The sequence below is a fragment of the Microbacterium sp. SD291 genome, assembly GCF_017355365.1.
In the GTDB taxonomy this organism is placed as follows: Bacteria; Actinomycetota; Actinomycetes; order Actinomycetales; family Microbacteriaceae; genus Microbacterium.
This window is the reverse complement of record NZ_JADIJR010000014.1, coordinates 48,326-60,944: the sequence shown is the minus strand read 5'-3', so window position 1 is coordinate 60,944 and position 12,619 is coordinate 48,326. Positions and strand designations below refer to the sequence as shown.

The window sequence follows — 12,619 nt, the reverse complement described above, 5'->3', positions numbered from 1 at the left end:
GCCTTCAATGTCGATGCCACGCGAGGGTCACGGGCGTGAAGATAAACAGGGGTTGGAGGGTCCAGGACCAGCTTCAGCCGGTCAGATCGGCAAGTTCTTCGGCAGTGATGATCAGGCGTACCACTCGGATACCGCTGGACTCATCGCCGTCGCCGAGTTCAAACTCCAGTTCATCGACGGAGACGTACTTGACGAAATTGCCCTGGAGGTAACCGTTGGCCCCGCCTGCCGGCGGATCGTTCGCATCGGCATACGGATCCGACTGCTGGAACGAGCCGATCTTGCCACCGGTGAGGTAAAACGCAGCGAACTGCGAGATGTGATAACAGTGCTTCGAACCGCTATCGGGCGCCGCGGCCGTGCAGGCAGGTGCGCTCGCCGCGACATTCTTGTGACGGTCAAAGACAGGAATCAGGATCACAGTGTTGAGGCGCGGCTGGAGCCATCCATTGATGCTCCCGCAACCGGCGCCGCCAGCACCGACACCACCACCCGTGCCGAGCATCCATAACTCATCTGGATCCGTGGTCTCAAAGTCGATGTGAACGGCACAGTTGTCGTCCTCGAGCCAGCCGAAGCCACCGGGGTTGTCTGTGGGATCGCAACCCGCGCGGTCCAGGACTCCAAGCTCGATCGTGACTCGGTTATCAGTCGCTCCGGGCTCCGAGATAACCGCATCCTCGAACTCACAATTGCCGAATCCAAGCGGTAGCACGCCGCCGGCGACGGGGCTGCCCCATTCGGCGGAACCGGATGCGCCGACCTGCTCGCTGGAGCCGTCGACAATCACGCTCGCGAAGATGTGATCGACGTTCGTGCGGGCGGTGACCGTGACCGTGTCCTCTGTGGAATCGATCACGACGGCATCGACCGTGGCGTCGCGCGGAATCGAGGCGTTGCCGTCGAGGTAGTCCTGGGCGATGGTGATCTTTCTCGTCTCGCAGTCGGACTGATCTTTGGCGCATGCGGAGGCGACCGCCAGGGCAGCCGCGTCGACACCATTCTGAAGTTGCGCCCGCTCAGCGAACAGCGCGCCGACGTCGACTGCGAGTGCGCAGATACCCACCAGCGGCACCATCAAGATCGCAACAAGCACCGCGGTCGCGCCACGCTCTGCGCGCTTCCAAGCATTCAACCACCGCATACTGTCTGCCCCGATCCAGTCAGTTCCAACGTGGTGCCGCCGTCGGGCAACACCAGCCCCAAGAAGCCGGCAAATGGCAACACGGCCGGGTACGTCACCGTCGCGACGACAGGTTCGCCTTCGTTGCCGACACATGTCGCTACGCTCAACCCCACCTGACCGGGCGTCAGATCGGGATCGAGGCTTGGCGCCGACGAGGCCACTGCAGCGGCCTGTGCATCACTGACGCTGTCGGTGATCGCCATCACGCGAGCTGCCTCGCGTGCCGCATTTGACACCGCGATCTGCTCATTGAACATACGTCCAAACTCAAAGATGCCGAGCAGCAATACCATCAACAGCGAAACCACGAGTGCGAACTCCACCGCAGCGGCACCGCGCTCGCCGGACATCCGGATCATCGACTTTCCCCACTCGCGTTGCCGTGCAGGCCTGGAACAATGAGCAAAGAGTGGCGGACCGCTTCGTTGGCCCACCACCCTTCACTAGGGAACTTACGGGGCTGCGGGGCCGCCCGGGATCCCATCGACGATGGTCTGGAATGCCTGTCGGATTTCCCCGCCGAGCAGGATCACGACGGCGATGATGACGGCGGCGATGAGTGCGACGATGAGGCCGTACTCGACGGCGGTCGCGCCCTCCTCCTCCTCGCGGAGCGAGTTGACGAACGCCTGTGCCTTGGTGAATGCCTTCAGCATGATTTGCAACCTTTCTGGGTCATGAAAAAATGACACGGCCACAAAACGTGCAGAGCCCCCAGTGCAGAGCGTCCCCAGTGATGCGTAGGTTTTCCCCAGCCCACGCCGCATCTACGTACATAGTGGCGAACCGAGATACTGCCCGCAAGTCTCAATTGTCACGGTTTCATCACGCGACTTGAAGAAAGTCAAGCCACGACGAATCGCGCCTCTGCTCCCAACTGAGACGCCGGTTCAACATATGCGAGACTCCGGTTCCAAGATTGGCGCGGTACGACCCCCGTGGACCTCTGCGTCGTCTACCGCCGGGTCGCTGGCCGACTTCCCAGTCGACGTATGTCAGAAGCGCCTCCCATTCCGATGTCCCCGATCCCCAGCGAGCGGCGCTTGCTCATGCCATTGGGTCAGCAACGCAGAAAGAGCCCCTGCTCGAACTTGAGATCACGACCCAGTGTGCGGCGGAGGGGGCAGCCGAGACACTGGAGCGTCGCCACCTTCGGCCAGCCACCACTATTGGGGGGGGGGTCAGAGCTCGCGGTTACAACCACCTCCGCAATGTTCGGCTTACCCCAACCACCACTTCTGGGTGTCCACGAGCGCCTTCGGACGAGAATGCTCTGGAAGGATCATCCGAATGAGGTCGAAACGCATCTGGCCGATCGCCGCGCTCGGAATCGTTGCATTCGCGGCCACTGGCTACCTCCTGTCGGAGAGCGGCCTCAGCCCGAACGGAACCGCTCCTTCGATCGACATTACGGAGCCTGCATCCGATGCGCCGCCGGCTGGCGAGACACTGCTCGTCGCCGCGCCGTGGACGTGTCACTGGGACCCGACGTACGACGACAACTGGCACGACGATGTCCTGTGCACAAACGGGCTGGAGTTCGATCGCCCAACCTTGCGTCCGGACGATGACTTTGTCACAGAAGAAGAGATGCTGCAGTCAGCCACCGAGTACGCGGCATCCCTCAATCAATAGATCAACTTTGGCATCTTGCCGATTGCGGCGACATCGCCGATGCGTCGATCCGCGCAGCTAGCGTTGCGTCACACTCTCCGACCTGCTTGGGACGGCTGACCTTTCGCCATGCGAACACTAAACGCAGATCGCGCCACTCAAGTTGAGGTAGCGCAACTTCAATAAGGGCACTTCACGCCACGCGCACGAGGTCAGCGCCGGCGCAGTCATCCCCCGCCTGTGCGGCGTCTCATGCTCCGGCGGTCGGTAACGCGCCTCCCGCCGCTGCCACTACGCTTCCGCCTTGGCATGCACGTCCCGCAGCGACGTGACGACTGGCAGCCCGCCGAGCAGCTGACACCGAGTCTCGACGACCCTGCGATTGAAGTCCGCGAGCACCTCGCGCACGTCCTCCTCGCGGCCGAGCAGGTCGAGCTGGTCGTTCAGTTCGCTGACCTCGCTTCGCAGCACGGTCGTCCGCGGCGCCGGCGCACGGCAGGAGGCTCTCCAGGCATCTGCATGGGTGACTGCGAAAGGCCCACCATTCGTACTGCCATGCTGGGCTGATGGCAAAGCAGAATGATCTTCTGGCCGTCCTCATCGACGCCGATAACGTGCCGCCCCTCACAATCGGCGCGGTTCTCACTGAGGTCGCCAGGTTCGGGACCGCGTCGGTCAAGCGGATCTATGGCGACTGGACCAGCCCGACCCTGAGGAGTTGGAAACCGCTCGCGAGCGAGCACGTCATCCAGCCGATGCAGCAGTTCGCGAACACGACCGGCAAGAACGCGACCGACAGTGCCTTGATCATCGACGCCATGGACCTGCTCTACACACGGCGATTCGACGGTTTCTGCATCGTCTCTTCCGACAGCGATTTCACTCGCCTCGCTTCACGCATCAGAGAAGAGGGCGTCACCGTCTACGGCTTCGGCGAGCGCAAGACACCCGAAGCGTTCCGGAACGCTTGCGATCAGTTCACGTATCTCGAAGTGCTCAACGAACCCGCAGCAGAACCCACCACTTCTTCGATTGAGCGAGTCCCCTCTCCGAGACTGCGGGCCGACACCAAACTTGTATCCGGGTTGCGGCAGAGTGTCGCCTCGGCCTCGGACGAGAGCGGCTGGGCAAATCTCTCGGCGGTCGGCTCGCTGATGCGCAAGAACCGGCCCGACTTCGACCCGCGGAACTGGGGCTACGCGAAGCTGTCCGACCTGGTGCGCGCGACGGAACTCTTCCTCGTCGAGGCACGGGCCAGCGGCGGTCTCCAGCTGAAGGCCGACAAGCGCACCGGAAACTGACACCCACGCAAGGCAGTTCCGACTCGCGCCGGCGCCGAGGTCAGCGCCGGCGCAACCATCCCCGCCTGCGCGGCAGCTCAGACTCCGACGGCCGCAGGCGTGCCTCCCGCCGCTCCCGCCACGCCCCGACCTCGGCATCCACGTCCCGCGGCGTCGTGACGACCGGCGGCCCGCCGAGCAGTTGGCGCCGAGCCTCGACGACCCTGCGATTGAAGTCCGCGAGCACCTCGCGCACGTCCTCCTCGCGGCCGAGCAGGTCGAGCTGGTCGTCCAGTTCGCTGGCCTCGTTCCGCAGCAGGATGGCGGGCGGCCCGAGGCCGGTCAGGTTCTCGGTCTCGATCTTGCGCCTGATCCACCAGTCCGGGTCGTGATGCGTGCCGAGCCCCTCGAGCGGCTTCCCTGCGCCGGGAAGGTCATCGAAGTCGCCTCGGCGGATCGCGAGCTGGATGGCGGTCTCGATGAATGCGGCGCGGTCGACGGCCGCACCGGCGCCCGGCGCGGCGCCACCCTCTTCGGCGGCATCCGCCTCGTCGTTCTGCTGTCGAGCGCGGTATCGCGCTGCGGCCTCACGTGGGTCGGTCATCGTGCACCTCCGCGGCATCCGTTCGTTCCAGCGTATGTCGTGAAGTCGACCGAAAAGGCCGAAAATCCGCGGATCACCTCTTCCCTTTCTCGAAGTTATGTTCTAAACTGGAGCCATGACCTTCTCCTCCGATCTCGACCCCGAACAGCGTCTCGCGCTGCTCGACGAGTGGCACGAGACGCAGCGTGAGATCGCCCGGCTGGAGGCGAAGTCGGCCCATCTGCTCGCCGAGCGCGCCCGGCTGATGGATGAAGACGTGGCAGAGTATCCGCGCCACCGTGACGCGATCAAGCGGTCCATGGTCGCCGAGTACGCGGCGGCGGGCCGACGGGCCACGGGCAGCATGGAAGGCGCGTTCGCCGACGCCGTGGCCCTCGAGTCGTGGCTGCCTTCGGTGCGCGAGGCGTTCCAGAACGGCTTGATCTCGGCGGCCCATGTGCGCGAGGTCGTCAACGCGGGCGGTGTCGTCCGCGAAGCGGTGCTCAACAAGAAGGCGGATGCCGCGGTGCTGGCCGCCTACGACGCTGCGGCCCTCGTCGTCACCGAGATGGAGTCACCGTTCCGCACTCGCGCGCACGTCCGGCAGATCGCCTCGGCCCTCGTCGGAGAGACTGTGACCGAGCGCCACCGTCGAGCGGCCGGCGAACGCACCGTCACGGTCCGTCCGGTCGGCGACGGCCTCGCCCTGCTCACCGTCGTCCTCCCCGAGTACCTCGCCGTCGCGATCCTCGACCGGCTCACCCAATTGGCCCGACAGGTCATCGAGACGCGCGACGACCGGGAGCCCGTGCTCGACCCGTCCGTGATCGACGACGGCCCAGACCCGGTGTTCCCCGAAGACATCTCGCCCGAAGACCCGTCCTACGACGCGGCCTGGGGAAGCGATGTGATCTTCGGTGAGTCCGACACGTTCACCACCGACCCGTTCGGCGGCCCGTTCAGCGGCGGCCCGGTCAGCGGCGGTGCGGATGCCGATGACGTCGAGCACATCCCCGCCGACACCCGCACCCTCAACCAGGTCCGCGTCGATCTGCTCACCGATCTGCTGCTGGCGAGCGACCCGACCGAGGCGCACGGCACCGCTCTCGACAACATCACCGCTCGACTGCAGGTCACGATCGCCGCCTCGACGCTCGCAGACGCCGACGACAAGCTCGCGGAACTCGACGGACACGGTCCGCTCGACCCCGACATCGCACGCGCCATCGCCGGACGCGACGGCGGATGGTCCCGGCTCTTCCTCGATTCGACCGGAATGGTGGTCGAGACCGACGCCTACGCACCGACGGAATCGATGCGCCGGTTCCTGCGCGCTCGCGATCAGCACTGCCGGTTCCCCGGCTGCCGGATGCCCGTGCACCGCTGCCAGATCGACCACAACCACGACCACGCCAAGGGCGGGCGCACCGCTGTCGGCAATCTGTGTCACTTCTGTACCGGTCACCACACGCTCAAGCATCCGGACATCGACGATCGTTTTCGGTGGTCGGCGTGGGCGCTGCCAGACGGGTCGATCCAGTGGACCAGTCCGCTCGGACGGGCGTATGCGGATCCACCGCCCCGCCGCGTGATGTTCGTCTGACGCAGTCCGAGGGAACGTCCCCGCCACCCCATAGGCTCTGGCCACCCCATAGGCTCTGAGAGTGACCGCGCGCGCCTCCCTCAATCGAGAGATCCTGCGCCTCGCCGTCCCCGCATTCGGTGCGCTGATCGCCGAGCCGGCCTTCCTCATCGTCGATGCCGCCCTCGTCGGGCACCTCGGCACCACGCCTCTCGCCGGGCTCGGCATCGCCGGTGCCGTGCTGCAGACGATCGTCGGACTGATGGTGTTCCTCGCCTACTCGACCACCCCTGCCGTCGCCCGCCGCTTCGGCGCCGGTGAACACGGTGACGCGGTCTCGGTCGGCATCAACGGCATGTGGCTCGCGCTCGGGCTCGGCGCTGTCCTCGCGGTGATCGGCGCCGTCTCCACCCCCTGGCTGATCTCGCTGTTCGGCGCGAGCGAGGCGGTCGCGGCCGAGGCGAACTCCTACCTCCTGATCTCGATGTGGGGACTGCCCGCGATGCTGATCGTCTTCGCGGCCACCGGGCTGCTGCGCGGCATGCAGGACACGGTGACGCCCCTCTGGATCGCGGGCCTCGGCTTCGCCGCCAACGCCGTGCTCAACGCCGTCTTCATCTACGGCCTCGGCTGGGGCATCGCGGGTTCAGCCGTCGGCACCGTGACGGCGCAGTGGGCCATGGTCGCCGCCTACGCGCTCGTCGTGCAGCGCCTGGCCGCGAAGCACAGCGCCTCGCTGCGAGCGCAGCGCGCCGGCATCCGCAGCACCGCCCGATCCGGCGGCTGGATGTTCCTGCGCACCGTGAGCCTTCGGATCGCGCTCCTCGCGACCGTCGGCATCGCCACCGGCATCGGCACCGACGAGCTCGCCGGCTGGCAGATCGTGTTCACGATCTTCTCGGCCGCAGCCTTCGCCCTCGACGCGCTCGCGATCGCCGCCCAGGCGCTGATCGGCAAGGAACTCGGCGCAGGAGACGAGCAGCAGGTGCATCGCGTGCTCGGCCGCACCGTGGCCTGGGGCGCCTGGTTCGGAGTGATCGTCGGCGCCCTGATCGCCGCCCTCTCCGGCGTGCTCGGCATCGTTTTCACCGGCGACCAGACCGTCGCGACGCTCGTGCAGCCGGCACTGCTCGTGCTGGCGGTCGCGCAACCCGTGGCGGGCGTCGTCTTCGTGCTCGACGGCGTGCTGATGGGCGCGAACGACGCCCGCTACCTGGCGATCGTCGGCGTGCTCAACCTCGTGCCGTTCCTGCCAGCGCTCTGGATCATCGCGGCCACCGGCGTCGACGGCAGCGCCGGCCTGATCTGGCTCTCGGTCGCGTTCTTCGGCGTGTATCTGCTCGCCCGCCTCGGCACCCTCGGTTGGCGAGTGCGCTCGGGGCGCTGGGTCGCAATCGGCGAGTAGCCGAGCGTCACCAGTCCCGAGGACCGGGACTTCTCGTCGTCCGCCCCGATGAGCTCGGCGGCTGCGAGTGCCGCATCGGACGCTCCTTCGGCTTCTTGGGACTGCCTGTCGCCTGCCACCTCATGGCGTCCATGGAGCCATGACGGACAGCGAGCCGGATCAGCCAATAGGTGCCCCACACGATGAGCGCAGTGGGAATCAGCCAGAACAGGAGCGCCAGCATCCCGAGTCCGAAGAAGCCCCCGGCCATCCCGCCGAGGAATCCAGGATCCGGCTCCACCGGCAGGAACGTCACAGGAGCGACCGGCGGAGGCGTGGGAACGGGAGTCATGGCCACAACCTACAGCCGGAGCAGACGCTCATCAGTTCGTCGCCGATCCCAGCCCGCCGGCGGTCAGCAGACTCCGCAGCCGAGACCGATAGCTCCCGACCTGCTCGTACTCGAGCTTGCGGCAGGATGTTGAACCATGACGACCGCACTGACCTGGCCTGGCGACTCCGAGACGCTGATCCGCTGGATCCGCGTGAGCCTGCAGCCGAGCGACGCCGAGACGGTGCGCGGTCTCGACGACGTGCGCATCACCGCCGACGTGTCAGGCGCAGACGTCGAGAACCTCCTGATCGATGCGACAGGCGTGGACCTGAGCCTGCACCCGGAACGAGAGCTCCCCGCCGTCACGCCGCCACCGGCCGAGCCTGAAGTCGTCCAGAGGACCCGCGGAAACCTGCGAACAGCCAGGATCACCGCTGAGCCGATGCGGATCGAGGGCATCTCGCTGAGATTCGACCTCCGGCTTCACGATGCTGCGGTGGACTGGCTGCTCCATGCGGAGCCGGTCGATCCCGCGCATCCGGAGACGATCCACGGCATGGATCTCGCGAACGACGGAGCGGGGATGCACGGCTCCGTCACCGCCTCGCTCCGTTCCGATGATCTCGCGCCGCTGCTCACCGCCGTCATCCGCCCGCTGCTCGAGAGCGGCGGCATCCACCTCCGCAGTCTCGACGCGACGGTCGTGCAGGACGGCGCCGACGGCATCCGCATCGAAGGCGCCGCCGGCATCCGATGGCGCCTGCTGGGAGCGTCGGCCCGCGGGAGTGCGCGCATCGGCGTCTCCTCGGATGGCGTCGTCGCCGTCCGGGACCTCGAGCTCGGCAGCCGCAATCCGCTGGTCGCCTTCGCGCTGCGCATGATCAGGCGGCAGGTGCGGGCGCAGATCGGGAAGACCATCGACCTCAACGAAGACCTCCCCCTCGACGGCGACGGCCCGCGCCTCACCGACGTGCGAGTCACCGCACGCGACGACCTCAGCGTTTCGGCACGCCTGGGGTGAGCACCGTCAGGCGTTCTCGAGCTCGGCGATCACGATCTTCTTCATCCCCATGAACGTCTGCATCTGCTCGGGGCTCTGCATCAGTGCGCCGAGATCCGCCGGAAGCACCTGCCAGCTGACCCCGAACCTGTCCCTGCACCACCCGCAGGCCTCGGCCTCGGGCACGGCCGACAGCGCACCCCAGTAGTAGTCGATCTCGGCCTGGTCGGCGCACGAGATCACGAACGAGATCGACTCGTTGAACGTGAACAGCGGGCCCCCGTCGAGGCATCCGAACGGCACGCCGTTGAGCGTGAACTCGCCGTTGATCACCTTGCCGCCCATGCCCTGGAAGTGCTGGTCGAGCGACTCATCCGGGTAGTTGGCGACCTGGTCGATCGACGAGTTCGGGAACACCGAGACGTAGTACTCCATCGCCTCCTGCGCACTTCCGTCGAACCACAGGAACGGGCGGATGGGGGTGAGCGCTGCCATGTCGGCCTCCTTGGTCGGCACTCACGCTACGCCCGCGACCGCGGACTGTCGAGGGTCATTGCCGGCCAGCGGATGCTGCGCCCGCCGCATCGCGTACGCCCAGGTCGCGAAGCCGAGCAGCGGGCCCCAGAGCCAGAACGGGAACATCAGCAGCAGGTAGAGGTGCTCCTTCGCCTGCCCGACGCCCTCGATCGCGAACTCGATCCCCGCTGCCGTGAACAGCACGCTCACGATGCTCGCCGGGATCACGACGAGTGCCACCGGAACCGGCCTTCCGCCGAGTCCTGCGAGGAAGCGTGGGAACCGCTCGCCCCACGGCAGCACGAGTCCGAGCGTGAGAACGCCGCCCGTCAGCATCCCGAGTCCGAGCACGAGGCCCATCACCCGGACGGACGGATCGGCGTCGAACATCTCGGCGCTGCCGCCGAACAGCGGCCACGGGGTGAGCCAGCTCGCCCTGGCGAGCACGTACGGCAGCGCGCAGGCGGCGGCGATCGCCGTGATCGCGACCCGGTGCCGCAGCACGAGACCGGCGATCCGCCCTGGCACGGTCCTCGCGTCGGTGACCGCCCACACCAGCAGGCCCGCCGCGGCGACGACATGGGCGAGCGCGAGCGACGTCTCGGAGAGGATCGCGCCGTACGCGCCGAGCATTCTCGGCAGCAGCGAGGCCGCATCATGCGCGATCACGGCATAGGCGACCGCGCCGCCTGCGACGACGGCGAGCAGGATGCCGAGCCAGGGCCGGCGCAGCACGGTCAGGACGATGAACACCGCGATGCCGATCAGCACCGTCATCGCGAACGTGTACCCGGCGACCGGGATCACGCCCCCTGGTGTGGTGGCGGCGAGGAGGGAGCCTGTGAGGAGCGCGGCGCCGCGAACGGCGCCGCGAGGGATGGCGTCGCGTGAGGTGCGCTCTGCGGCGAGCGCGAGCACGGCGAGAACGAGCACCGCGAGAGCTCCGGTCAGCGCGACCGCGAGCTCGACGCCGTGACCGAACCGCCCGAGAAGGCTGGTCGGCAGCGCATCGAGGAAGCCGGGGACGAGCATCCGCAGCAGGCTGATCACGGCGACATGCAGAGCCGCGGATGCCGACGCGCAGAGGACGAGGATGCGAGTGCGAGTTGTCATGCCTCCATGCTCGCGAGGTGGTCATCCCGCGGCATCGCCCGCGCGGGTCGACCCGATCACCCGCGCGGGTGACCCTTCGACAGGCTCAGGGACCCAGAGTGCGCGGCTCAGGGACCCAGAGTGCGCGGCTCAGGGACCGAGGGGTGCGCGGTCCAGAGACCCGGAAGGGCGCGGCTCAGGCTCCGGGCCGGAGGACGCCGTTCTCGTACGCCCAGATCACGACGTGCACGCGGTCGGGCAGGCCGAGCTTCGCGAGCACGGCCTTGACGTGCGTCTTCACGGTGTTCTCCGACAGGAACAGCTGCCGGGCGATCTCCTCGTTCGACGAGCCTGTGGCGAGCGCCCTGGCGATCTCCTGCTCCCGCGGGCTGAGCACCGCCAGCGCCTCCTCGGGGGTGCGCGCGGGCGCGCCGTCGCGCACGAACCCGACGAGCGCCGCCGTCGCCCGCGTCGACATGACCGGTTCGCCGGCGGCCACCGCGACCGCGGCATCCGCGAGCTCCGCAGCGCTCGCGTCCTTCGTGAGGAACCCGCTCGCCCCCTCACGGATCGCGGCGTACACGTACTCGTCCAGGTCGAACGTCGTCAGCACGAGCACCCGCGTCGAAGGACGCGCCCGCAGCACCTCGCGGGTCGCGGCGATGCCGTCGATCCCCGGCATCCTGATGTCCATCAGCACCACGTCGGCCGCGTGCGCGCGGACGTGCGTGATCGCCTCCTCACCGGACGCGACCGCGACCACCTCGTCGATGCGCGGATCACGTGCCAGCATCACCGCGATCGCGTCGCGGAACAGCTCCTGGTCGTCGACGATCAGCACCCGCAGCGTCATCCGGGCGTCCTCTCCGCGGGGAGGTCGACCCGCACCGTCCATCCGCGCGGATGCCGCTCCCCCGCCGTGCACGTCCCGCCGGCCAGCCGCACGCGCTCGGCGATCCCGACGAGGCCGATGCCGCTCCCGAGCTCGCTCCCGACGGGCCCCGCGCCGCCGTCGTCCGACACCTCGGCGCGCAGAGCATCCGCCGTCCATTCCAGGCTCACGTCGATGCGCACCGGCGGCGCGACATGCCGGATCGCGTTGGTGAGCGCCTCCCGCACCGCGTGGTGCAGCGCCACCGCGGCATCCGGACGCAGCCTGCCGGCCGCACCCATCTCCGCGAAACGCACGTCGACCGAAGGCGTGCGCACCGCGTCGATGAGCGCACCGAGCGACGCGACGGTCGGCAGCGGCTCGCGAGGAGCCTCGTCCGCGACGACCGTGCGCATGCCGCGCAGCGCCTCGCGTCCGGTGTCGATCACCACGCCGAGGGCCTGATCGCTGCGCTCGGCGTCGGAGTCGCGCAGCGCACGCGCGACCTCGGCCTGCGCGATCATCACTGTCATCGAGTGCGCGACGATGTCGTGCAGGTCGCGGCTGATCCGCATCCGCTCGTCCGTGATCGCCTGCGCGACGCGCGCCTGCAGCCGCTGCTCGGCCTGCGCGCGGCGCAGCCGCAGCACGATACCGATCGCCCACGCCGCAGCGATCGCGCCGCTGAGCCCCACGAACGCCCCGATCTTCAGCATCGCGTCGTCGAAGCGCGGCTCGGTGAAGGCGATCAGCGCCGCCCCGAACACGCCGCCGGCGAGAGCGGCGACCCGCATCGGCAGGCTCGTCTGCATCGCGACCTGCGCGATCACCAGCAGGTAGGCGGCAGCCGACGGGAACAGGGCGCCCGAGACGGCCTGGATCCCCGGCACCAGCGCCAGCACGCACATCGCGACGCTCGCGACGCCGTACGCGACGAGCGGATGCCGCACCGCCAGCAGCGTCGCGAGGTGCAGCACGACATACGCGCCGACCGCCAGGGAGACGGCATCCGGCCCGGGCCTCGTCGACGGATCCGTCAGCAGCGCGATGCTCGCAGGCAGCATGATCGTGGCCGCGACGAGCGCCACCACGGCGTCGACGCGCAGCCACGCGCGCCAGCCGGCCGCTGCCTGTGACGATTCGGTCCGCATCGCCCTCATGCTCTCACGCGCCCTCG

General features: G+C 68.0%; 15 protein-coding genes. 5 read left to right on the top strand and 10 right to left on the bottom strand.

Features of this window, described 5'->3' with window-relative positions; genetic code table 11:
• Window positions 1-73: 73 nt before the first annotated feature.
• The 3 genes from IPV10_RS09890 to IPV10_RS09880 all read right to left on the bottom strand — a co-directional run bounded on the left by IPV10_RS09890 (window position 74) and on the right by IPV10_RS09880 (window position 1,842).
• Entirely contained in the window at window positions 74-1,135 is a 1,062-nt protein-coding gene (locus IPV10_RS09890) for a TadE/TadG family type IV pilus assembly protein (protein WP_207483286.1), read from the bottom strand.
• Entirely contained in the window at window positions 1,132-1,536 is a 405-nt protein-coding gene (locus IPV10_RS09885) for a TadE/TadG family type IV pilus assembly protein (RefSeq protein ID WP_242684832.1), read from the bottom strand. Before IPV10_RS09885 ends, IPV10_RS09890 begins: the two co-directional genes overlap by 4 nt.
• Before the next feature lie 102 nt (window positions 1,537-1,638).
• A complete protein-coding gene (locus IPV10_RS09880; protein WP_207483282.1) occupies window positions 1,639-1,842 on the bottom strand; it encodes a Flp family type IVb pilin in 204 nt (67 codons plus the stop codon).
• 634 nt (window positions 1,843-2,476) lie between these two features.
• On the opposite strand from IPV10_RS09880, the gene IPV10_RS09875 reads away from it, so the two are divergent.
• Window positions 2,477-2,821 carry a hypothetical protein gene (locus IPV10_RS09875; RefSeq protein WP_207483280.1) on the top strand — a complete coding sequence of 115 codons (345 nt, stop codon included), beginning with the start codon at window positions 2,477-2,479 and terminating at the stop codon, window positions 2,819-2,821.
• Window positions 2,822-3,091: 270 nt separating this feature from the next.
• Here the strand turns inward: IPV10_RS09875 and IPV10_RS09870 are convergent, their stop codons facing one another.
• Entirely contained in the window at window positions 3,092-3,271 is a 180-nt protein-coding gene (locus tag IPV10_RS09870) for a hypothetical protein (RefSeq protein ID WP_207483278.1), read from the bottom strand.
• Between the two features lie 95 nt (window positions 3,272-3,366).
• Here IPV10_RS09870 and IPV10_RS09865 point away from each other — a divergent pair, with 95 nt between their 5' ends.
• Window positions 3,367-4,101, top strand: coding sequence for an NYN domain-containing protein (locus tag IPV10_RS09865; protein ID WP_207483276.1), 735 nt, complete (start codon window positions 3,367-3,369; stop codon window positions 4,099-4,101).
• A 40-nt stretch (window positions 4,102-4,141) separates the two neighbouring features.
• On the opposite strand, the gene IPV10_RS09860 is transcribed toward IPV10_RS09865, so the two are convergent.
• Complete coding sequence (locus tag IPV10_RS09860; RefSeq protein WP_207483274.1) at window positions 4,142-4,684, bottom strand: DUF1992 domain-containing protein; 543 nt, start codon at window positions 4,682-4,684, stop codon at window positions 4,142-4,144.
• Window positions 4,685-4,799: 115 nt separating this feature from the next.
• On the opposite strand from IPV10_RS09860, the gene IPV10_RS09855 reads away from it, so the two are divergent.
• The gene (locus tag IPV10_RS09855; protein ID WP_207483272.1) at window positions 4,800-6,266 is read left to right on the top strand and encodes an HNH endonuclease signature motif containing protein; all 1,467 of its coding nucleotides are present in this window, start codon (window positions 4,800-4,802) and stop codon (window positions 6,264-6,266) included.
• A gap of 61 nt (window positions 6,267-6,327) precedes the next feature.
• On the top strand, window positions 6,328-7,650 hold the full coding sequence (locus IPV10_RS09850; protein ID WP_207483269.1) for an MATE family efflux transporter: 1,323 nt from the start codon (window positions 6,328-6,330) through the stop codon (window positions 7,648-7,650).
• A gap of 7 nt (window positions 7,651-7,657) precedes the next feature.
• Here IPV10_RS09850 and IPV10_RS09845 read toward each other — a convergent pair whose 3' ends face one another.
• A complete protein-coding gene (locus tag IPV10_RS09845) occupies window positions 7,658-7,981 on the bottom strand; it encodes a hypothetical protein (protein WP_207483267.1) in 324 nt (107 codons plus the stop codon).
• Between the two features lie 136 nt (window positions 7,982-8,117).
• Between IPV10_RS09845 and IPV10_RS09840 the strand changes: the two genes are divergently transcribed.
• Window positions 8,118-8,984, top strand: a complete 867-nt coding sequence (locus IPV10_RS09840) for a hypothetical protein (RefSeq protein ID WP_207483265.1) — start codon at window positions 8,118-8,120, stop codon at window positions 8,982-8,984.
• A gap of 6 nt (window positions 8,985-8,990) precedes the next feature.
• On the opposite strand, the gene IPV10_RS09835 is transcribed toward IPV10_RS09840, so the two are convergent.
• The 4 genes from IPV10_RS09835 to IPV10_RS09820 form a co-directional block, all read right to left on the bottom strand.
• Window positions 8,991-9,458, bottom strand: coding sequence for a VOC family protein (locus IPV10_RS09835; protein ID WP_207483264.1), 468 nt, complete (start codon window positions 9,456-9,458; stop codon window positions 8,991-8,993).
• Between the two features lie 21 nt (window positions 9,459-9,479).
• Window positions 9,480-10,592, bottom strand: a complete 1,113-nt coding sequence (locus IPV10_RS09830) for a hypothetical protein (protein ID WP_207483262.1) — start codon at window positions 10,590-10,592, stop codon at window positions 9,480-9,482.
• A 175-nt stretch (window positions 10,593-10,767) separates the two neighbouring features.
• Window positions 10,768-11,424 carry a response regulator transcription factor gene (locus IPV10_RS09825; RefSeq protein ID WP_207483260.1) on the bottom strand — a complete coding sequence of 219 codons (657 nt, stop codon included), beginning with the start codon at window positions 11,422-11,424 and terminating at the stop codon, window positions 10,768-10,770.
• Window positions 11,421-12,593 (bottom strand): sensor histidine kinase, encoded by a 1,173-nt coding sequence (locus IPV10_RS09820; RefSeq protein WP_207483258.1) that lies wholly within the window; start codon window positions 12,591-12,593, stop codon window positions 11,421-11,423. Before IPV10_RS09820 ends, IPV10_RS09825 begins: the two co-directional genes overlap by 4 nt.
• Window positions 12,594-12,619: the final 26 nt, after the last annotated feature.

Coding starts and splice junctions, on each gene's coding strand:
- IPV10_RS09885 (WP_242684832.1), bottom strand. CDS start 1,536: ATGTCCGGCGAGCGCGGTGCCGCTGCGGTGGAGTTCGCACTCGTGGTT.
- IPV10_RS09880 (WP_207483282.1), bottom strand. CDS start 1,842: ATGCTGAAGGCATTCACCAAGGCACAGGCGTTCGTCAACTCGCTCCGC.
- IPV10_RS09875 (WP_207483280.1), top strand. CDS start 2,477: ATGAGGTCGAAACGCATCTGGCCGATCGCCGCGCTCGGAATCGTTGCA.
- IPV10_RS09865 (WP_207483276.1), top strand. CDS start 3,367: ATGGCAAAGCAGAATGATCTTCTGGCCGTCCTCATCGACGCCGATAAC.
- IPV10_RS09860 (WP_207483274.1), bottom strand. CDS start 4,684: ATGACCGACCCACGTGAGGCCGCAGCGCGATACCGCGCTCGACAGCAG.
- IPV10_RS09855 (WP_207483272.1), top strand. CDS start 4,800: ATGACCTTCTCCTCCGATCTCGACCCCGAACAGCGTCTCGCGCTGCTC.
- IPV10_RS09845 (WP_207483267.1), bottom strand. CDS start 7,981: ATGACTCCCGTTCCCACGCCTCCGCCGGTCGCTCCTGTGACGTTCCTG.
- IPV10_RS09840 (WP_207483265.1), top strand. CDS start 8,118: ATGACGACCGCACTGACCTGGCCTGGCGACTCCGAGACGCTGATCCGC.
- IPV10_RS09835 (WP_207483264.1), bottom strand. CDS start 9,458: ATGGCAGCGCTCACCCCCATCCGCCCGTTCCTGTGGTTCGACGGAAGT.
- IPV10_RS09830 (WP_207483262.1), bottom strand. CDS start 10,592: ATGACAACTCGCACTCGCATCCTCGTCCTCTGCGCGTCGGCATCCGCG.
- IPV10_RS09825 (WP_207483260.1), bottom strand. CDS start 11,424: ATGACGCTGCGGGTGCTGATCGTCGACGACCAGGAGCTGTTCCGCGAC.
- IPV10_RS09820 (WP_207483258.1), bottom strand. CDS start 12,593: ATGCGGACCGAATCGTCACAGGCAGCGGCCGGCTGGCGCGCGTGGCTG.